Here is an 18,263-nt window from a genome sequence, read left to right on the forward strand (position 1 = left end):
AAAAACCGGAGGGCGCCGCGTTTATCCAGAATAAACGCGTCATCGTTAACGTTTTTCGCGAGCAAGCTCGCTCCTACAGGATTGGAGAGATAAGCCGTGCGACCCGCATGCCAAGCTGTTGCAGGCGGTGGGTCTGGCGGTTTTCTTCCTGGCTGATTTCATGGGCCAGGGCGAAATCGTCCAGCAGCATGCGCTCCACCTGGCTGGCGAAGGTGTCATCCACCGTCAGCAACATCACTTCGAAATTCAGCCGGAACGAACGGTTATCCAGGTTCGCACTGCCGATGGCGCTGATTTCGCTGTCTACCAACACCACTTTCTGATGCAGGAACCCGGGCGTGTAGCGGAAGACCCGAACCCCGGCGCGCACCGCTTCGATCGCATACAGGCTGGAAGCGGCATAGACGATGCGGTGATCGGGCCGCGACGGCAGCAACAGGCGCACATCGACGCCGCGCAACACCGCCAGCCTCAGGGCAGAAAACACCGCCTCATCGGGAATGAAATACGGGCTGGTGATCCACACCCGCTCGGTCGCCGCATGAATCGCCTCGACGAAAAACAGCGAACAGGTTTCATAAGGATCCGCCGGCCCGCTGGCCAGCAATTGGCAGAGCACGCCGTCATCCGGGTAGGTATCCGGCAGCAGCAGCGGCGGCAACTCCCGCGCAGCCCAGAACCAATCCTCGGCAAACGACTCCTGCAAGCACGCCACCACCGGGCCGCTGACCTGCACATGGGTGTCACGCCACGGCGCCAGGGGCGGTTTCTTGCCCAGGTATTCATCGCCGACGTTATGCCCGCCGACAAACCCGGTGATGCCATCGACCACCACTATCTTGCGGTGGTTGCGGAAGTTGACCTGGAAGCGGTTGAGCCAGCCGCTGCGGGTGGCGAAGGCCTTGACCTGCACCCCGGCGTCCCGCAGCGACTGCACATAACGATGGGGCAGGGCGTGGCTGCCGATGCGGTCGTACAGCACGAAAATCGACACGCCTTCGGCGGCTTTTTCCTTGAGCAAGGTGTGCAGTTGGCGGCCGAGTTCGTCGTCATGAATGATGAAAAACTGGAACAGTACGGCGGTCTTTGCCGACCGGATCGCCTCGAAAATCGCGCCGAACGTGGCCTCGCCATTGATCAACAAGCGCACCTGATTGTTCGCCAGGCACGGCATGCGCCCCAGTTTTGGCATGGCCCGCAGCGACGCGTAGGCCTGGGAGTTGCGCGCGGCCAGCGCTTCTTCGACCCACGGGCGCCAGTTCAGCTCGGTGATCGCCTTGTGCATTTCCTGGTTGGCCTGGCGTCGCGCCTGAATGTAGGCGTCGAAGGTGCTGCGGCCGAAGATCAGGTAGGGAATCAGCGTCAGGTAAGGAATGAACATCAGCGACAAGGCCCAGGCAATCGAGCCTTGGGCGGTCCTGACGGTCAGCACCGCGTGGATGGCGGCAAGGGTGCCCAGAAAATGCAGCGTGGCAATGAAATAGGCGAGCAGGTGCGGGCCAAAGAAATCCATGGACAACGGTACTCCTGACAGACAAGTGCCTAACAGACCATGTTCGGCCCCGAATGTCGCTATTTTATTTGCTGTGCAACACTGGCGTTTTTGCGGCGTCTAACGCCGACAATTACCCAGGAGTTACCCGATGAATGCTCGTCTGCTTGGTTTGGCCATGGTTGTTGGTTTAACGCTGCCCGTGGCGGCGCAAGCGCAGATGCTGGCGCCGGGTTTGTGGGAATTGACCACCAGCAACATGAAGGTCGATAACCAGGACCTGCCGGACTTGTCGCTGATCCTCGGTCAGCTCAAGCAACAGATGACCCCGGAACAGCGCGCCATGCTCGAGAAACAAGGCATCACCATGGCTGGCAAAGGCGTGCAGGTGTGCCTGACACAAGCCCAGGTGGCGTCCGATTCCATCCCGCTGACCGACCCCCAATCGGGCTGCAAGCAGGAAGTGACGGACAAGACCGGCAACCAGTGGAAATTCCGCTTCAGCTGCCCGAAAGCCCAGGGCACTGGCGTGGCAACGTTTCAGAGCCAGCAGGAATTCACCACCACGGTTAACGGCACCTTCAACGCCACCGGCGTGCAGCAGAAGGGCAGCCTGGACACCCACGCGCAGTGGCTGGGCAGCAACTGCGGTACCGTCAAACCCCGCGCTTAAGAACCACCGCACCCAAGTGTGGGAGCAGGCTTGCCTGCGATTGCATCACCTCGGTCTCACTGAAAAACCGAGTCGCTCGCATCGCAGGCAAGCCAGCTCCCACAGTTGATTGGGTTGCCAGTTCCGGACTCTCTTCAGCGCTGAAAATGCAGCGGCAAACCCTGGCAGCTGTCATGCACGCGCCCGTCGTGCCAGGCCACGTGGCCGGAGACCAGCGTGGTGCTGACGCTGTGCCGGAAGCTGCGTTCGGCAAAGGGCGTCCAGCCGCAGCGCGCCAGGATCGGCTGGCCGCTGACGGGCTTGCCGTGGGGCTCGGGCTGGATCAGCACCAGGTCGGCCCAATAACCTTCCCGCAGATAGCCTCGATCAGGGATTGCAAACAAGTCCGCGACGCGATGGCTGGTTTTTGCCACCAGCGTGGTCAGCGGCAGCAGCCCGTCGGCCACCAATTCCAGCAGCGCCGGCAGGGCGTGTTGCACCAGCGGCAAGCCTGACGGCGCTTCGCGATACGGCAGCTGTTTTTGCGCCCAGGTGTGGGGCGCATGATCACTGCCGATCACATCCAGACGATCACTCAACAACGCCAGGCGCAGGGCGTTGCGGTCGGCGCGTGTCTTGATCGCCGGGTTGCATTTGATCTGGTGGCCCAGGCGCGTGTAGTCGCGGTCATCGAACAACAAGTGATGCAGGCAGACTTCCGCCGTGATGCGTTTTTCCGCCAGGGGTTTGTCTTCGAACAGCACCAGCTCGCGTGCGCTGGTGATGTGCAGCACATGCAGGCGCGTGCCATGCCGCTTGGCCAGTTCCACCGCCAAAGACGATGAGCGATAGCACGCCTCGGCGTCGCGAATCAGTGGATGAGCCACGGCCGGTATGTGCTCGCCGAAGCGCTCGCGCATCCGTTGTTCATTGGCCTGGATGCTGGGCGTGTGCTCGCAGTGGGCCAGGAGAATGGTCGGTACTTCAGCGAACAGACGCTCGAGAATCTTCGGATCATCCACCAGCATATTGCCGGTGGAGGCGCCCATGAATACTTTGACGCCGGCGACTTCCCGCGGGTCCAGTGCGGCCACGGTGTCGAGGTTGTCGTTGCTCACCCCGAAGTGAAAACCATAGTTGGCCACCGAATGCAGCGCCGCGCGGCGCTTCTTGTCAGCCAGGGCTTCCAGGTTCAGGGTCGCCGGGCTGGTGTTGGGCATGTCCATGAAACTGGTGATGCCACCGGCCACCGCCGCGCGGGACTCGCTGTAGAAACTGCCTTTGTCCGGCGCTCCGGGTTCACGGAAGTGCACCTGGTCGTCGATCATCCCCGGCAGCAGCCACTGGCCTTGGGCATCGATTTCCACCGCGGCATTGGCGTTGTCGATGCTGCTGGCGATCTTCTCGATACGGCCATTGGCGACCAGCAGGTCGGCCTCGAATGTCTGGCCTTCGTTTACCAGGCGGGCGTTGCGGATCAGCAGGCGGCTCATGGTCAGAACTCGTTTTGCAGGGCTTTGTAACCCAGTACCAGGTCGACATTGGTGCGCGCCACGTCTTCGGAAAACTCCGAAGCGCTGACACTCACCGGCGGGAATTGGGACAAGTCGGTGTTGGGGCCGATCCGGGTGGTGGAGGGCACGTAGAACGCATCGGGCAAGTCGCGGCCGTCGACTACGGAGTTGTGGCGCACCACGCAGCCGTCGCCGACGACGCAGTTGAACAGCACGCTGTTGAAGCCGATGAATACCCGGTTACCGACGGTGCAAGGGCCGTGGACGATGGAGCGATGGGCGATGGAGGTGAACTCGCCAATGGTCACGGCGGCGCCGGATTTTGAGTGGATGACTACGCCGTCCTGGATATTCGAATTGGCGCCGATGGTGATCGGGTCCATGTCGCCGTTGGCGTCGACTTCGTCGGCGCGGATCACCGCGTAAGGGCCGACAAATACGTTTTCGCCGATGATCACCTTGCCGCAGATGATCGCGGTTTTGTCGACGTAGGCCGATTCGGCAATCACGGGCAGATCGCCGGAAGGGTTTTTGCGGATCATGGGTCTGGCTCCTTGAGGGGCGCGGTGATGATGTGTACGTGGCCGCCTTCGATGGCGTTGTAGAAACAGGTGGGCCGGCCCGTGTGACAGGCCGGTCCTTGCTGGTCGACGATCAGCAACACGGCGTCGCCGTCGCAATCCAGGCGCGCCTCCACCAGCTGTTGCCAGTGGCCGGAGCTTTCGCCCTTGCGCCACAGTTGCTGGCGCGAGCGGGACCAGTAGCAGACCTGCCCGGTGGCCAGGGTTTCGTCGAGGGCCCGGCGGTTCATCCAGGCCAGCATCAACACTTCGCCGCTGCCGTGTTGCTGGGCGATGGCGGCAATCAGGCCATCACTGTTCCACGGCAGGGCGTCGAGCACGCGGTCGAGTGGAAAGCGGCTGCCGACGGCAGCCCCTTCCAGGTCGAGCATGCTCAGGGTCATGGCTTGCTCAAGGCCGCGCACAGAGTGTTGAGGTTGTATTCGAACAGGCCGGTAAAGGTGCTTGCCGGGCCTTCTGCGGCCAGGGCGTCCGAGTACAGCGTGCCGCCGATTTGCGCGCCGCTTTCGTCAGCGATCTGCTTGAGCAGGCGCGAATCCTTGATGTTTTCCATGAACACCGCCTTGACCTTGTCCTTGCGGATCTGGGTGATCAGCGTGGCGACTTCGGCGGCAGACGGTTCACGTTCGGTGGACAGGCCTTGAGGCGACAGGAACTCGATACCGTAGGCCTGGCCCAGGTAACCGAAGGCGTCATGGGAGGTCACGATGCGGCGGTTGCCCGGTGGCAGTGCGCCGAACTTGGCCTTGGCTTCAGCCAGCAGGCGGTAGATTTCTTTCAGGTACACCTGGCTGTTGTGCTCGTAGTCCGCCTTGTTGGCCGGGTCGGCAGCGATCAGCGCCTTGGTGATGTTGTTCACGTAGATAACGGTGTTGGCCAGGTTGTGCCAGGCGTGCGGGTCGGGGATGGTCTCGCCGTCCTCTTCCATGGTGTGGGACAACACGCCTTTACTGGCGGTGACCACAGTCGCCTTGGTCTCGGTGCTGGTGACCAGTCGATCCAGCCACGGCTCGAAGCCCAGACCATTTTTGATGATCACCCGGGCCTTGAGCAGCGCCTTGGCGTCGTCCGGCGTTGGTTCGTAGGTATGGGCGTCGGCGTCTGGGCCGACCATGTTGCTGATCTGGATATGATCGCCACCGACCTGGTGGGTCATGTCGTCAAGAATACTGAAGCTGGTAACCACCTGAAGCTTGTCGGCAGCCTGGGCCGTCGCGAACGACAGCGGCAGCAACACACTGAACAGCACGAGTAGAGCGCGCATCGGGAAACACCTCATTGGGATGTAAGCAAAGGCGGGCGGCGCAGCAAGCCGTGCACCGGACCGAAGACCACGGACAGCAGGTACAAGCCGCCAGCCACCAGCACAATCGCCGGGCCGCTGGGCAGCGAGTAGTAGAACGACAGCAACAAGCCAAGCCACACCGACAGGCATCCCAGCACCGCGGATATGGCGATCAACACCGGCAGGCGCCGGCTCCAGAAGCGTGAAGCAATCGCCGGCAACATCATCAAGCCGACCACCATCAGGGCGCCGATGGCCTGGAAGCCGATCACCAGGTTCAGCACCACCAGCGTCAAAAACAGGCCGTGGGCCAGCGGGCCCAGGCGGCTGACGGTTTGCAGGAACAGCGGGTCGAGGGTGTCCAGCAGCAGCGGTTTGTAGATCACCGCCATGGCGATCAGGCTGAAGCCCGAGACCCAGAGCATGCCGGTGAGGGTCGGGCCGTCGACCGCCAGGGCCGAGCCGAACAGTAGGTGCAGCAGGTCGAGGCGTTTCCCGGCGAGGCCGAGGATCAACACGCCGCTGGCCAGGGAAATCGGGTAGATGGCGGCGAGGCTGGCGTCTTCCTTAAGGCCCGTGCGACGGGTGATCCAGGCAGCGAGGCCGGCCATGCTCAGGCCGGCGCCCAGGCCGCCGATGGTCAGCGCGGGCAGGCTCAGGCCGGCAAACCAGAAGCCCAGGGCGGCGCCGGGCAGGATGCCGTGAGACACCGCGTCACCGATCAGGCTCATGCGCCGCAGGATCAGGAACACTCCCAGCGGCGCCGTGCTGCATGCCAATACCAACCCGCCGACGAGGGCGCGGCGCATGAAAACGAAGTCGAGAAACGGCATCCACAGGTGGGCGGCAAAGTGCATCAGGCCACCTGCATCTGAGGCTGTGGGCGGATCAGTTCTTTGCTTGAACCGAATACGCAGCCACTGCTTTTGATCTGCACCACTTGCTGGGTGTGTTGGCGCACGGAGCCGAGGTCATGGCACACCACGACCACGGTGCGGCCTTCGTCGTGCCAGGCGTGGATGTGTTTCCAGCACAGCGCCTGACCGTCTTCGTCGAGGGCGGCGTGGGGTTCGTCCAGCAGCAATATCGGCGACTCGGCCAGGCTCATGCGTGCGAGCAGGGCGCGTTGCAGTTCGCCACCCGACAACGCCATCAACGGCCGATGCTCCAGGCCACTGAGGCACCAGTCTTCGAGCACGACACTCAGGCGTTTGGTGCGTTGTTCTGGGGTTTGCTTGCTGCCCCAGAAGCCGGCCGCCACCAACTCTTCGAGGCTTATAGGAAACTGGCGATCGAGGTTCTGTTGCTGGGGCAAAAACGACAGCCCACCACGGCGTGGAACATCAATCGTCACTTTCCCGGCCAAGGGCTTCTGCAGGCCGGCGATGACTTTCAGCAAGCTGCTTTTGCCGGTGCCATTGGCGCCGATGATGCCAGTGAGGCTGCCTTTTTCCAGGGTGAAATCTATAGCCGGGGTGAGAGGTTGGCCGGGGGCGCCCCAGCGCAAGGCGGTGCAGGTGATCATTCGGAAGGTCTCGTCCAGCGGCTTTCAGCTACGGCATCGTGCGCGTGCAGGCTTTCGGCGTGGATCACTTTCAAGTGGAAGGCAATGACCGCATCCGAGCGTTTCAAGGCGAGGTTAAGGCGGCGGGCGGCGTCTTCGCAGAACATCAGGTTCTGCCCGTTGGCCAGGGCGAAGGCTTGTTCGTCTGCACGCTTTACGGCGGTTTGTACGGCAGTGCCGAGGGCGGCTTCGGTTTCGTCGATCAATTGCGTCAGCGGCAGTGTGGGCTGATCGCCTTGAAGACGGACCTGCAACAGCGCGCTGCTGCGCTGGCTGTGGGGCGTGGCGACGATGCCGTTGGCGCTGCCCAGCCAGGTCAGCACGTCTTCGTGTTGCAACGGTGTGTTACCGAAGTCTTCGATAAATTGCTGCTGAATCAATTGCCTGGCGAGGGCAGCCGAGCAAGGGCAGGTTGAAGAGTAAGTAACGTCAATTTTTAGTTCCACGTGGAACATCTGTTTTTCCAGACGCGCCTCGATGCTCACGGGATAGCTTTTCCAGCCGGCTAACGGGCTGACCAACGCGGGACGTTTCAGCAGCAAGTCTGCATGAATCCGCAGGTAGGCATTTGTGGATAAACCTTCATGACTGTCGAGAAAACGTTGCAATACACTGCGCAGCAGTGCTGGCGAAAGCGGCTGCTGTTCAAGCATTTCCAGCGCCAGGTAAAGCCGCGACATATGAATGCCACGGGCCTCGCCATCGTCCAGGCTGACGCCCGCGTCAGCCTTGGCGCTGAGGCGCTGGCCGTCGATCTGAATGGGCAGGGCAATGCCGCACATGCCCACCCAATCCAGCGGCAAGGCTTGGCGTGAAGCCTGCGCGGCGATATCGGGCAGAGTCAGCGCGTTCATGAGCAGGTCCATCGTTGGAAATAAAAAGACATGTTATATTATAACTATTGAGTCGACGAAATTTTTTCTGCTCTGTCTTTTATTCAGTCATGTCGAGTACGGAAGCTCCTTTATTTGCGGTGTAAGTCATGCACAGACGTCAACTCCTCAACCTGCTGCTGGCCAGCGCGGTGTTCACCTTGCCCTTTGGCGTGTCTGCCGCGCAGATCCGCAATGCACGGCTGTGGCGCTCGGATAACAAGCTGCGGCTGGTGCTGGATCTCAGCGGCCCGGTGCAATACAAGACCTTTACCCTGACCGCGCCGGAGCGGTTGATCATCGATTTGAGCGGCGCGAAGCTGACCGGTGATTTCAGCCAGCTGGCCCTGACCAACAGCGGCATCACCTCGATTCGCTCGGGGCACTTTGGCCAGGGTGATACGCGGATCGTGCTGGATTTGAAGGCGCCGATGCAGCTCAACAGCTTTCTGCTGCCACCGCAGGATGGCCAGGGCCACCGCCTGGTGCTGGACCTGACCAGCGCCACCCATGCCCCTCAGCAAATCGCGGCCGCGCCTGCACCCTTGGCGGCGCCAGTGGACAAGGCCCATCCGAAACGCGACATCATCGTGGTGGTCGACCCAGGCCATGGCGGCAAGGATCCGGGTGCTATCGGCTCCAAAGGCCAGCGCGAAAAAGACGTGGTGCTGTCCATCGCCCAATTGCTGGCCAAGCGCTTGAAACGCGAGAAGGGCTTCGATGTGAAGCTGGTGCGCAACGACGACTTCTTCGTGCCGCTGCGTAAACGCGTGGATATCGCCCGCCAGCACAAGGCCGACATGTTCATCTCGGTACACGCCGATGCGGCGCCACGGCTTACGGCGTCTGGCGCCTCTGTCTATGCGTTGTCCGAAGGTGGTGCGACGTCCGCCACCGCGCGCTTCATGGCACAACGGGAAAACGGCGCCGACCTGTTGGGCGCCACCACCTTGCTCAATCTCAAGGACAAGGACCCGATGCTCGCCGGGGTGATTCTCGACATGTCGATGAACGCCACCATCGCCTCCAGCCTGCAACTGGGCAGCTCGGTGCTGGGCAGCCTGCAAAGCATCACCACGCTGCATCAAAAACGTGTGGAACAGGCCGGCTTTGCGGTACTGAAGTCGCCGGACGTGCCGTCGATCCTGGTGGAAACCGGGTTTATCTCCAACACCCAGGACGCCCAGCGGCTGGTCACCGCGCGCCATCAACAGGCGGTGGCAGACGGTTTATTTGAAGGGTTGAAAAACTACTTCCAGAAGAACCCGCCGATGAACAGCTACATGGCCTGGGTTCAGGAACAGAAAAACGGCCAGGTCTAGCAGCCGGTTATTCGGCTGCAGGTGAACTTGGCGCTGGCACCACCGGAACTGGAAAACCGGTTGATGGTGGTCCAGCCCACTCGCCGCGTGTAGCCCACCCACGCCTCACCGTCGGACGCCAGCCCGGTAAAGAACGTCAGTTGCCCGTAGCGGCTGCTGGTCTGTGCCCAATAGCGTTTGCCGATCACCTCGAACCCCCGCAAATACGTAGTGCTGCCCACCGTCGCGACGCTGTAGGCATTGCCCTGCGCGTCGACGCACGCCAGCAGGTTGGCGCTGCGCGTGCAGTTGGCCAGCAGGCTTGGCACCTGGGCGCCGGCCTGGCCCGTCACCATCAGCAACACACCGCACAACAGGTATTTCATAGAGGCTCTCGGGGCGTTAATCGGCTGCCAGCATTGCGCCCTTCGTCACTCTGAGCAAGGGGGATTGGCTTATTTGCATTGTTATACTATAACATTAAAAAACAGCCTGACCCGTGAACCGCCTCCGATGACCGAACAAGACCTTCTCGCCCAACCGTCCGCCGACTACATGAATGAGGCCCAGCAGGGTTTCTTCCGCGAGCTGTTGCTGGCCCAGCGCAATGAGCTGCAAGTGCGCATCGACGCTGAATTCATGGTGCTGCGCGAACAGGAACCCAACAGCGACCCCGCCGATGTTGGCAGCGCCGAAGAGCAGCGCCAATGGCAACTGCGCCTGCTGGAGCGCGAAAAAAAGCTGTTGGACAAGATCGATGAAGCCCTGGAACACCTGGCCCGCGGCGAATACGGCTGGTGCCGCGAAACCGGCGAGCCCATCGGCCTCAAGCGCCTGTTGCTGCGCCCCACGGCCACCCTGTGTATCGAAGCCAAAGAACGTGAAGAGCTGCGCGAACGCCATCAACGGGCGATTTGACCGGCCAACCCTGATGAGGAACACCTGATGCCCAATCGTCTCCCCGTTACTGTGCTGTCCGGATTCCTCGGCGCCGGTAAAAGCACGCTGCTCAACTACGTCCTGCGCAACCGCGAAAACCTGCGGGTGGCGGTGATCGTCAACGACATGAGCGAAATCAACATCGATGGCAGTGAGGTCCAGCGCGACGTCACCCTCAACCGCTCCGAAGAAAAACTGGTGGAGATGAGCAACGGCTGCATCTGCTGCACCTTGCGCGAAGACTTGCTGGAAGAAGTCGCAAAGCTCGCCAAGGAAGGCCGCTTCGATTACCTGTTGATTGAATCCACGGGCATTTCCGAACCGCTGCCGGTGGCCGAGACCTTCACCTTTCGCGATGAAGAAGGCCAGAGCCTGGCGGACATCGCCCGGCTCGACACCATGGTCACCGTGGTCGACGGCATGAACTTCCTGCTCGACTACCAGGCCGCTGAAAGCCTGGCGTCCCGGGGCGAAACCCTGGGTGAAGAAGACGAGCGCTCGATCACCGACCTGTTGATCGAGCAGATCGAATTCGCCGACGTAATCCTGATCAGCAAGATCGACCTGATCAGCAGCAGCGAGCGCCAGGAGTTGATGGCGATCCTGGAACGCCTGAACGCCCAGGCGGAAATCATCCCGATGGTCATGGGCGAAGTGCCGCTGGCGAAGATCCTCAACACTGGCCGCTTCGACTTCGAGCGCGCTTCCCAGGCGCCCGGTTGGTTGCAGGAGCTGCGGGGCGAACATGTGCCGGAAACCGAGGAATACGGTATCGCCTCCACCGCCTATCGCGCCCGTCGCCCGTTCCATCCACAGCGGTTCTTCGACTTTATCGACCGGCCTTGGGTGAATGGAAAACTGCTGCGCTCCAAGGGCTTTTTCTGGCTGGCCAGCAAACACCAGGACGCTGGCAGCTGGTCCCAGGCCGGCGGCTTGATGCGCCATGGCTTTGCCGGGCGCTGGTGGCGTTTCGTGCCGAAAACCCAGTGGCCGCAGGATGAGGAGGGTGTCGCTGCGATCATGAGCAACTGGCAGCCGAGCACCGGCGATTGCCGGCAAGAGCTGGTGTTTATCGGGCAGAACATCGACTTCGCGCAGATGACTGCCGAGTTGGACGCTTGCCTGCTGACCGACGATGAAATGGCCACCGGTGTCGAAGGCTGGCGCTTGTTGGCTGATCCCTTTGGCCCTTGGTTCGAAGAGGCAGCCTGATGCTGGCACCGACTCTGAAACTGCGCCCGGTGATTCGCCAGATCCACGGCGAAACCCCGGCCGTGCTCACCGATATCCTTGAAGACGGCGTAAACCTTGCGGTGTGGCAGCGCCAGTTGCCGCTGCACATCGCCGAGTTCGGCGCGTTGCTGGTGGCGCTCAATGAACCATTGGCCGAGTCGCTGGTGGTTGAGCTGAACACTGAAGACGCCGAGCCCAACTTGCAGGACTTCGCCTCGGGTTGCCGCGACCTTGAAGGCTACGAAGGGTTTATCGCCGACGTGTCGTGGCTGGTCAGCGCCTTTGCCTGTTTGCTGGGTGCCAAGCGCATCGGCGTGCGTTTGCGGCTATTGGACAAGGCCATGTGCCCGCGCTTTCACGTGGACCATGTGCCGGTGCGGCTGATCACCACCTACGCCGGCATCGGCAGCCAGTGGCTGCGCGAAGGTGTGATGGAGCGGCGGCACCTCAGCCAGGCAAGCGCGGAGCCTCAAGAGCGCATCGAGCAAATCAACTGTGGCGAAGTGGCCTTGCTCAAGGGCGAAAAATGGCACGGTAACGAAGGCTTTGGCCTCATCCACCGCTCGCCGCCGCTGCAAGCCGATCAACGACGGTTGATTCTGACGCTGGATTGGTTGGCGTAACCGGGTAGGATCAAAGCTCTCTACACGGTCTGAATGATGTCCACCATGCTGCAGAACATTCCCACCCACGTGATTGCCGGGCCCCTGGGCGCCGGCAAGACCAGCCTGATCAAGCACCTGCTGGCCCAGCGCCCGGCCAACGAGCGGTGGGCGGTGTTGATCAATGAGTTCGGGCAGATTGGCCTGGATGCAGCGCTGCTGACCCGTGATGACGACGGTATTGCCCTCGGTGAAGTGGCGGGCGGCTGCCTGTGTTGCGTCAATGGGGCGCCGTTCCAGGTAGGACTGGGCCGTCTGCTGCGTAAGGCCAAGCCCGACCGGCTGTTTATCGAGCCGTCCGGCTTGGGGCACCCGGCTCAATTGCTCAAGCAACTGCGGGAAGCGCCCTGGCAGCAGGTGCTGGCGGTGCAGCCGTGCGTGCTGGTGCTGGACGCCCAGGCGTTGGCGGCGGGCAAGCCGTTGCCAGGGGCTCAGCTTGAAGCGTTGGCCAGCGCCGGGCTGCTGGTATTGAACAAGCATGAAACCCTGAGTGACGCGCAGCGCGTAGCGATTGAAGAACAGCTACCCGAGCGGCCGATCTACTGGACACAGCAGGCTCAGTTGCCCTTGGCGCAGTTACCGGGTTTGAACGCCCAAGCCAGGGTGGCTGTGGATAACTTCGAGGTGCCCAAAGGTGTAGGGCAAATGCCGGCCGTCTGGACGGATCCGACATCGCCGATCTGCCTCAGTCAGGGCCAGGAAGACGGCTGGAGCATTGGCTGGCGCTGGCATCCGAGCCAACAATTCGACCGGCGGCGCCTGCAGCAATGGCTGGAGCCGTTGGCGTGGCGGCGGGCAAAACTGGTTATCCACAGCCTGGACGGCTGGGTATCGGCCAACGTTGTGGATAACGCCGCCTTGGCTTGGCAGCCCAGCGAATGGCGGCGGGATTCGCGTATCGAATTGATCTTCAGCGAGGCGCAGGATGTTGCGCAATTGCAGCGTGCCTTGGCCGATTGCCGTCAGTGACGGGTCTTGCTGCTCCCGTGTTCCTGGCGCCACTGGCTTAGCTCGATGATCTCGGCGCTGGGCAGCGGGGTCTTGATCTCGAACGGGTAGGGCGCCAGCTCGATTTGCGCGCTGTGGGCGCCGAACTGGGTGATGGTCCCCGGGTGCCGCGTTTCGCCGGTCACGGTGAATTCAAAGTTGTAGATCCGCGCCAGGCGCCGTCGACCGCTGGCATCCTTCACAAACCCGATGCGCTTCAATGCCACGGCGCCATCGAGCAGCTCGATATCGAGCTTGGCGCAATGCTGCTTGACCCTTTCCAGCGCCCGCTCGCGCAGGCCGTGGTTGTGCCACAGCCAGGCGGCACCGGTCGCCAGCAGCATCAGCACGAAGATATTTCCGAGGGTCAGCATTCGATGAACTCCAACAAAGTACGGCCAGCTTAACTGCGTCTCCGGTCTGTCGTACAGGCCGCGTTTAGTCGCATACTGCGCAGCCAGAATTTCAACGGCTTTACGGAAATCCCCTGCATGAAACGTACGCCCCATCTGCTTGCGATCCAGTCTCATGTGGTCTTTGGCCACGCCGGAAACAGCGCCGCCGTGTTCCCCATGCAACGGGTCGGGGTGAACGTGTGGCCGCTCAATACCGTGCAGTTCTCCAACCACACTCAGTATGGCCAGTGGGCGGGAGAAGTGTTGGCGCCGCAGCAAATTCCGGCGTTGGTGGAAGGCATTGCGGCGATCGGCGAGCTGGGCAACTGTGATGCGGTGCTGTCGGGCTACCTGGGCAGCGCGGCCCAGGGCCGGGCGATTCTTACCGGCGTGGCGCGGATCAAGGCGATCAACCCCAAGGCCCTGTACCTGTGCGACCCGGTGATGGGCCATCCGGAAAAAGGCTGCATCGTGCCCCAGGAGGTCAGTGACTTCCTGCTGGACGAAGCAGCAGCCATGGCTGACTTCCTGTGCCCCAACCAGCTGGAGCTGGACAGCTTTGCCGGGCGCAAGCCGCAGTCGCTGTTCGATTGCCTGGGCATGGCCCGTGCCTTGTTGGCCCGTGGGCCGAAAGCGGTGTTGGTCAAACACCTGGATTACCCCGGAAAACTGCCGGACGGCTTCGAGATGTTGCTGGTGACGGCCGAAGGCAGCTGGCACCTGCGCCGGCCACTGCTGGCGTTCCCGCGCCAGCCAGTGGGCGTGGGTGACCTGACGTCGGGCCTGTTCCTGGCGCGGGTATTGTTGGGCGACAGCCTGGTGGCGGCCTTTGAGTTCACGGCCGCGGCGGTGCACGAAGTGCTGCTGGAAACCCAGGCGTGCGCCAGCTACGAGTTGGAACTGGTGCGTGCACAGGATCGGATTGCCCATCCGCGGGTACGCTTTGAGGCGACGCCAATCGGGCTGTAGGAATATTCCTGATTGAGCGAGGCAAAGGACGTCCGGTACCATCGGCCGTCTTTTTGCCCTCTGCGTTCATCAAGGAAGATCATGTCGCTATCCCTGCTTCATTCGCCACGGGCATTGGCTGCCCTGGTTCTGGCATCTCTGCTCAGCGGATGCAGTATCCACGGCGCCTACACAGATGCCAGCGCGCCCGACGCGGCGAAGCTACGGTTCATCTCCAACACGTCGAACACCACCCTCGATATCTACGACGCACAACACTGCACGGGCCAGAACACGGGCATGCTCAACAACTTCCTGGTGGTGGACACCAAGCGCCGGGCCGATATGCTCGTGCCGCCGCCGGCCAAGGCCCGGGGCATGCTGGAGGTCAAGCTGGCGCCCGGCAAGGAAACCATGCTGGCGATCAACACCAACGGTGGTAGCTACATCTGCGGCAAGACCTTCAGCTTCACGCCCAAGGCGGGCGAGGAATATGAAGTGACCTTCGATATGGCGGGCGGCCGTTGCAGTACGCTGTTCCAGCGCCTGACCCAATTTAACGGCAAAGACGTGCGCATCCCGCAGCCGGTGTTTGATACGGGTTTCCCGGTGTGCCAGGGGCAAAGTCCGATATTCGCCAAACCGTTGCCCGATACGGCGCAGCGGACGGTGCTGATCGATCGGATCCTCGCGGAGAACGCGCAGGCGATCACAACCCTGGACCCGCCCAAGGCCGACAGTTCGATGTTTTCGCCGGAAAAAATCGACGCGCTGATTGCCAAGCGAAAGGCATCGATGGGCACGGTCACCTTGCCGGACGAATACTGGACCCAGTACCGGCAGAACCTGAAGCTGTTTCATGACGAAGCTGCCGGGCGCCAGGCGCGGGCACTGGGCATGTTTACCGATGTGTACCGCCTGCGCTTGCGCAGTACCAACGACATCATGTTGCAGCAGTGGCTGCAGCCCACGGACAACGCTGTACGCCAGATGATTACTGCGAGTGACGAGTACATGCTGCGGTACTACATGAACACCAACAAGAGCGTGGCGCTGGACATCCTTAATCACCACATTGAGCGCATGGCCCAGTTGGACCAGCGCTTTGATGTGTGTGCGCGATTTGACGATTGCTGGCACTACTGATAACACCGCAGAACCCATGTGGGAGCGGGCTTGCCCGCGATGGGATCAACTCGGCTTGTCTGAAGCACCGAGGTGTCTGCATCGCAGGCAAGCCAGCTCCTACAGTTTGATTGGGTTTACAGCGTAGGACTTACGGCGCGTCTGCCTTGATTTCCTGATACCGCTTCTCCAGCTCCTGGCGAATCTGCCGGCGCTGTTGAGCCTGCACAAACCGGCGCTTGTCTTCGCTGTTCTGCGGTTGCAGCGGCGGCACGGCGGCCGGTTTGCGCTGGTCATCCACCGCGACCATGGTGAAGAAGCAGCTATTGGTATGGCGCACCGAACGCTCGCGGATATTCTCGGTGACCACCTTGATCCCCACTTCCATCGACGTGTTGCCGGTGTAGTTGACCGAGGCCAGGAAGGTCACCAGCTCGCCGACATGGATCGGCTCGCGAAAAATCACCTGGTCCACCGACAACGTCACCACATAGCGTCCGGCATAACGGCTGGCGCAGGCGTAGGCCACTTCGTCGAGGTACTTGAGCAGCGTGCCGCCGTGCACATTGCCTGAGAAGTTGGCCATGTCAGGGGTCATCAATACTGTCATCGACAGCTGGGTGTTTCCGGGTTCCATAGCACACTCACGGGTTGTAGGCATTGGGTGGGGAGGCACCTCTGCGGGTGCTGGAATCTTTGCAGAGCCATTCATAACGGGACGCTGGCCCTCGGCTTGCCGTCACGCCAGTGGCGATCTGTTTCCATATATTGCACCGGCTTTCTGTCGCAAGTCGCGGTGTTACCCTTCAAAAGCCCGCCTCAAGGGCAATTCTTACGATCAAGGCAGACTTTTCTTTCCGTTCATTGCGACCTTTCGGGGCGAATGCGTGGAAATGGGAAAAGCGCCAGTACCCCTCAAGGAGCCCCTCGCCATGCACGCCATCAGCTTTATCCAGGACCTGGCCGTGATCATGCTGGTGGCCGGGGTGGTGACGATCCTGTTTCATCGGCTCAAGCAGCCGGTGGTGTTGGGTTATATCGTCGCCGGCTTCATCATTGGCCCGCACACCCCACCGTTTGGCCTGATCCACGACGAAGACACCATCAAGACCCTGGCCGAGCTGGGGGTGATCTTCCTGATGTTCTGCCTGGGCCTGGAGTTCAGCCTGCGCAAGCTGTTCAAAGTCGGCGCCACCGCGTTTATTGCCGCGTTCCTCGAGATCATCCTGATGATCTGGATCGGCTACGAAATCGGGCGCTGGTTCGACTGGAACACCATGGATTCACTGTTCCTCGGCGCGATCCTCGCGATTTCCTCGACCACCATCATCGTCAAGGCACTCAATGACCTGAAGATGAAAAACCAGCGTTTTGCCCAGCTGATTTTTGGTGTGCTGATCGTCGAAGACATCCTCGGCATCGGCATCATCGCCTTGCTGTCGAGCATCGCCGTCAGCGGCACGGTCAGCTCCGGCGAGGTGTTTTCCACCGTCGGCAAGCTCTCGTTGTTCATGATTGTCGCGCTGGTCATCGGGATTTTGCTGGTGCCACGCCTGCTGGAGTACGTGGCCAAGTTCGAAAGCAACGAGATGCTGCTGATCACCGTGCTGGGCCTGTGCTTCGGCTTCTGCCTGCTGGTGGTCAAGCTGGAATACAGCATGGTGCTGGGCGCTTTCCTGATAGGCGCGATCATGGCTGAATCCCGGCAATTACTGAAAATTGAGCGCTTGATCGAACCGGTTCGCGACATGTTCAGTGCGATCTTTTTTGTGGCGATTGGCTTGATGATCGATCCGCAGATCCTCCTGCAATACGCCTGGCCGATTGCGGTGATTACTGTGGCGGTGGTGCTGGGCAAGATGTTGTCCTGCGGCCTTGGGGCGTTTATCGCGGGTAATGATGGCCGTACCTCGCTGCGGGTGGGGATGGGCCTGTCACAGATTGGCGAATTTTCATTCATCATCGCTGCGCTGGGGATGACGTTGCAGGTCACCAGTGACTTCCTGTATCCGGTGGCGGTGGCTGTGTCGGCGATCACCACGCTGCTCACGCCGTATCTGATTCGTGGCGCAGACCCGCTGTCGCTGAAGATCGCGGCGGTGATGCCCAAGCGTTTGAGCCGGGTGTTCGGGATGTATGGCGAATGGCTGCGCAGCATTCAGCCCCAGGGCGAGGGCGCGATGCTGGCGTCGATGATCCGCAAGATCATTTTGCAGGTGGGGGTAAACCTGGCGCTGGTGGTGGCGATCTTCTTTGCCGGCAGTTTTTTCGCGGCGCGTATTGGCAGTTATCTGGAAGGTTGGGTCAGTGATCCGAGCTGGCAGAAGGCGTTGATCTGGGGCGGGGCGTTGCTGCTGTCGCTGCCGTTTTTGATTGCGGCGTACCGCAAGCTCAAGGCGTTGTCGATGCTGCTGGCAGAGATGAGCGTGAAGCCGGAAATGGCTGGGCGCCACACGCAGCGTGTACGCCGGGTGATCGCCGAAGTGATCCCGATTCTTTCGCTGCTGGTGATTTTCCTGCTATTGGCAGCCTTGTCGGCCAGTATCCTGCCGACCAACAAGTTGCTGGTGCTGATCGCCGTGGTGACGGCCGCAGTGGCCGCCGTGCTCTGGCGCTGGTTCATCCGCGTGCATACGCGGATGCAGGTCGCCTTGCTGGAGACCCTGGATAACCACAAGGATACCCCGGAGCACTGACCGGCTTTGTGGCGAGC

The 18,263-nt window shown here is 61.3% G+C and carries 20 protein-coding genes; 9 read left to right on the forward strand and 11 right to left on the reverse strand.

Annotation, left to right across the window (positions count from 1 at the left end):
- Positions 1–73 precede the first annotated feature (73 nt).
- The gene (gene cls / locus HX875_RS14110) at positions 74–1,513 is read right to left on the reverse strand and encodes a cardiolipin synthase (protein ID WP_177043637.1); all 1,440 of its coding nucleotides are present in this window, start codon (positions 1,511–1,513) and stop codon (positions 74–76) included.
- Positions 1,514–1,643: 130 nt separating this feature from the next.
- On the opposite strand from cls, the gene HX875_RS14115 reads away from it, so the two are divergent.
- Positions 1,644–2,165: a DUF3617 domain-containing protein gene (locus HX875_RS14115; RefSeq protein WP_010168411.1), complete on the forward strand. Its 522-nt coding sequence runs from the start codon at positions 1,644–1,646 to the stop codon at positions 2,163–2,165.
- A 134-nt stretch (positions 2,166–2,299) separates the two neighbouring features.
- Here the strand turns inward: HX875_RS14115 and HX875_RS14120 are convergent, their stop codons facing one another.
- The 7 genes from HX875_RS14120 to folE2 are packed head-to-tail and all read right to left on the reverse strand — an operon-like array spanning position 2,300 to position 7,942.
- Positions 2,300–3,637 (reverse strand): dihydroorotase, encoded by a 1,338-nt coding sequence (locus HX875_RS14120; RefSeq protein WP_177043638.1) that lies wholly within the window; start codon positions 3,635–3,637, stop codon positions 2,300–2,302.
- A gap of 2 nt (positions 3,638–3,639) precedes the next feature.
- Positions 3,640–4,200 (reverse strand): gamma carbonic anhydrase family protein, encoded by a 561-nt coding sequence (locus HX875_RS14125; RefSeq protein WP_177043639.1) that lies wholly within the window; start codon positions 4,198–4,200, stop codon positions 3,640–3,642.
- Positions 4,197–4,622, reverse strand: coding sequence for a phosphoribosyl-AMP cyclohydrolase (gene hisI / locus HX875_RS14130; protein WP_177043640.1), 426 nt, complete (start codon positions 4,620–4,622; stop codon positions 4,197–4,199). Before hisI ends, HX875_RS14125 begins: the two co-directional genes overlap by 4 nt.
- The gene (locus HX875_RS14135) at positions 4,619–5,503 is read right to left on the reverse strand and encodes a metal ABC transporter substrate-binding protein (protein WP_177043641.1); all 885 of its coding nucleotides are present in this window, start codon (positions 5,501–5,503) and stop codon (positions 4,619–4,621) included. The genes hisI and HX875_RS14135 overlap by 4 nt, the downstream gene beginning before the upstream one ends.
- A gap of 11 nt (positions 5,504–5,514) precedes the next feature.
- Complete coding sequence (locus HX875_RS14140) at positions 5,515–6,381, reverse strand: metal ABC transporter permease (protein ID WP_017476789.1); 867 nt, start codon at positions 6,379–6,381, stop codon at positions 5,515–5,517.
- A complete protein-coding gene (locus HX875_RS14145) occupies positions 6,381–7,049 on the reverse strand; it encodes a metal ABC transporter ATP-binding protein (protein ID WP_177043642.1) in 669 nt (222 codons plus the stop codon). The genes HX875_RS14140 and HX875_RS14145 overlap by 1 nt, the downstream gene beginning before the upstream one ends.
- Entirely contained in the window at positions 7,046–7,942 is an 897-nt protein-coding gene (gene folE2 / locus HX875_RS14150) for a GTP cyclohydrolase FolE2 (RefSeq protein ID WP_177043643.1), read from the reverse strand. The genes HX875_RS14145 and folE2 overlap by 4 nt, the downstream gene beginning before the upstream one ends.
- Before the next feature lie 128 nt (positions 7,943–8,070).
- Here folE2 and HX875_RS14155 point away from each other — a divergent pair, with 128 nt between their 5' ends.
- Positions 8,071–9,282, forward strand: a complete 1,212-nt coding sequence (locus tag HX875_RS14155) for an N-acetylmuramoyl-L-alanine amidase (RefSeq protein WP_177043644.1) — start codon at positions 8,071–8,073, stop codon at positions 9,280–9,282.
- Here the strand turns inward: HX875_RS14155 and HX875_RS14160 are convergent.
- Positions 9,279–9,647 (reverse strand): glutamine synthetase, encoded by a 369-nt coding sequence (locus tag HX875_RS14160; RefSeq protein WP_177043645.1) that lies wholly within the window; start codon positions 9,645–9,647, stop codon positions 9,279–9,281. The genes HX875_RS14155 and HX875_RS14160 overlap by 4 nt on opposite strands.
- A 127-nt stretch (positions 9,648–9,774) precedes the next feature.
- On the opposite strand from HX875_RS14160, the gene dksA reads away from it, so the two are divergent.
- From dksA to HX875_RS14180, 4 genes are read left to right on the forward strand one after another with little or no spacing between them, the layout of a single operon-like run.
- Complete coding sequence (dksA, locus tag HX875_RS14165; RefSeq protein WP_177043646.1) at positions 9,775–10,179, forward strand: RNA polymerase-binding protein DksA; 405 nt, start codon at positions 9,775–9,777, stop codon at positions 10,177–10,179.
- A 27-nt stretch (positions 10,180–10,206) separates the two neighbouring features.
- Entirely contained in the window at positions 10,207–11,412 is a 1,206-nt protein-coding gene (gene zigA, locus HX875_RS14170) for a zinc metallochaperone GTPase ZigA (protein WP_177043647.1), read from the forward strand.
- On the forward strand, positions 11,412–12,056 hold the full coding sequence (locus HX875_RS14175; RefSeq protein WP_177043648.1) for a DUF1826 domain-containing protein: 645 nt from the start codon (positions 11,412–11,414) through the stop codon (positions 12,054–12,056). Before zigA ends, HX875_RS14175 begins: the two co-directional genes overlap by 1 nt.
- 45 nt (positions 12,057–12,101) lie before the next feature.
- A complete protein-coding gene (locus tag HX875_RS14180) occupies positions 12,102–13,064 on the forward strand; it encodes a CobW family GTP-binding protein (RefSeq protein ID WP_177043649.1) in 963 nt (320 codons plus the stop codon).
- Here HX875_RS14180 and HX875_RS14185 read toward each other — a convergent pair.
- On the reverse strand, positions 13,058–13,456 hold the full coding sequence (locus HX875_RS14185; RefSeq protein WP_017476780.1) for a DUF3301 domain-containing protein: 399 nt from the start codon (positions 13,454–13,456) through the stop codon (positions 13,058–13,060). The two genes, HX875_RS14180 and HX875_RS14185, sit on opposite strands and share 7 nt — an antisense overlap.
- Positions 13,457–13,573: 117 nt before the next feature.
- Between HX875_RS14185 and pdxY the strand changes: the two genes are divergently transcribed.
- A complete protein-coding gene (gene pdxY, locus HX875_RS14190) occupies positions 13,574–14,446 on the forward strand; it encodes a pyridoxal kinase PdxY (protein ID WP_063033787.1) in 873 nt (290 codons plus the stop codon).
- 81 nt (positions 14,447–14,527) lie between these two features.
- Positions 14,528–15,571, forward strand: coding sequence for a hypothetical protein (locus tag HX875_RS14195; protein ID WP_177043650.1), 1,044 nt, complete (start codon positions 14,528–14,530; stop codon positions 15,569–15,571).
- A gap of 130 nt (positions 15,572–15,701) precedes the next feature.
- Here the strand turns inward: HX875_RS14195 and HX875_RS14200 are convergent, their stop codons facing one another.
- Positions 15,702–16,187 carry an acyl-CoA thioesterase gene (locus HX875_RS14200; protein WP_177043651.1) on the reverse strand — a complete coding sequence of 162 codons (486 nt, stop codon included), beginning with the start codon at positions 16,185–16,187 and terminating at the stop codon, positions 15,702–15,704.
- 295 nt (positions 16,188–16,482) lie between these two features.
- On the opposite strand from HX875_RS14200, the gene HX875_RS14205 reads away from it, so the two are divergent.
- Positions 16,483–18,246: a cation:proton antiporter gene (locus HX875_RS14205; RefSeq protein WP_177043652.1), complete on the forward strand. Its 1,764-nt coding sequence runs from the start codon at positions 16,483–16,485 to the stop codon at positions 18,244–18,246.
- Positions 18,247–18,263: the final 17 nt, after the last annotated feature.

Origin of the sequence: Pseudomonas yamanorum (assembly GCF_013386765.1) — a bacterium.
Taxonomy (GTDB): Bacteria; Pseudomonadota; Gammaproteobacteria; order Pseudomonadales; family Pseudomonadaceae; genus Aquipseudomonas; species Aquipseudomonas yamanorum_A.

What these genes read in the sequence shown, in the direction of transcription:
- HX875_RS14125 (WP_177043639.1), bottom strand. Translation starts at nt 4,200, where the DNA reads ATGATCCGCAAAAACCCTTCCGGCGATCTGCCCGTGATTGCCGAATCG.
- HX875_RS14135 (WP_177043641.1), bottom strand. Translation starts at nt 5,503, where the DNA reads ATGCGCGCTCTACTCGTGCTGTTCAGTGTGTTGCTGCCGCTGTCGTTC.
- HX875_RS14205 (WP_177043652.1), top strand. Translation starts at nt 16,483, where the DNA reads ATGCACGCCATCAGCTTTATCCAGGACCTGGCCGTGATCATGCTGGTG.
- hisI (WP_177043640.1), bottom strand. Translation starts at nt 4,622, where the DNA reads ATGACCCTGAGCATGCTCGACCTGGAAGGGGCTGCCGTCGGCAGCCGC.
- dksA (WP_177043646.1), top strand. Translation starts at nt 9,775, where the DNA reads ATGACCGAACAAGACCTTCTCGCCCAACCGTCCGCCGACTACATGAAT.
- folE2 (WP_177043643.1), bottom strand. Translation starts at nt 7,942, where the DNA reads ATGAACGCGCTGACTCTGCCCGATATCGCCGCGCAGGCTTCACGCCAA.
- HX875_RS14160 (WP_177043645.1), bottom strand. Translation starts at nt 9,647, where the DNA reads ATGAAATACCTGTTGTGCGGTGTGTTGCTGATGGTGACGGGCCAGGCC.
- HX875_RS14155 (WP_177043644.1), top strand. Translation starts at nt 8,071, where the DNA reads ATGCACAGACGTCAACTCCTCAACCTGCTGCTGGCCAGCGCGGTGTTC.
- HX875_RS14180 (WP_177043649.1), top strand. Translation starts at nt 12,102, where the DNA reads ATGCTGCAGAACATTCCCACCCACGTGATTGCCGGGCCCCTGGGCGCC.
- HX875_RS14120 (WP_177043638.1), bottom strand. Translation starts at nt 3,637, where the DNA reads ATGAGCCGCCTGCTGATCCGCAACGCCCGCCTGGTAAACGAAGGCCAG.
- HX875_RS14185 (WP_017476780.1), bottom strand. Translation starts at nt 13,456, where the DNA reads ATGCTGACCCTCGGAAATATCTTCGTGCTGATGCTGCTGGCGACCGGT.
- HX875_RS14145 (WP_177043642.1), bottom strand. Translation starts at nt 7,049, where the DNA reads ATGATCACCTGCACCGCCTTGCGCTGGGGCGCCCCCGGCCAACCTCTC.
- HX875_RS14115 (WP_010168411.1), top strand. Translation starts at nt 1,644, where the DNA reads ATGAATGCTCGTCTGCTTGGTTTGGCCATGGTTGTTGGTTTAACGCTG.
- cls (WP_177043637.1), bottom strand. Translation starts at nt 1,513, where the DNA reads ATGGATTTCTTTGGCCCGCACCTGCTCGCCTATTTCATTGCCACGCTG.
- HX875_RS14195 (WP_177043650.1), top strand. Translation starts at nt 14,528, where the DNA reads ATGTCGCTATCCCTGCTTCATTCGCCACGGGCATTGGCTGCCCTGGTT.
- HX875_RS14175 (WP_177043648.1), top strand. Translation starts at nt 11,412, where the DNA reads ATGCTGGCACCGACTCTGAAACTGCGCCCGGTGATTCGCCAGATCCAC.
- HX875_RS14200 (WP_177043651.1), bottom strand. Translation starts at nt 16,187, where the DNA reads ATGGAACCCGGAAACACCCAGCTGTCGATGACAGTATTGATGACCCCT.
- zigA (WP_177043647.1), top strand. Translation starts at nt 10,207, where the DNA reads ATGCCCAATCGTCTCCCCGTTACTGTGCTGTCCGGATTCCTCGGCGCC.
- HX875_RS14140 (WP_017476789.1), bottom strand. Translation starts at nt 6,381, where the DNA reads ATGCACTTTGCCGCCCACCTGTGGATGCCGTTTCTCGACTTCGTTTTC.
- pdxY (WP_063033787.1), top strand. Translation starts at nt 13,574, where the DNA reads ATGAAACGTACGCCCCATCTGCTTGCGATCCAGTCTCATGTGGTCTTT.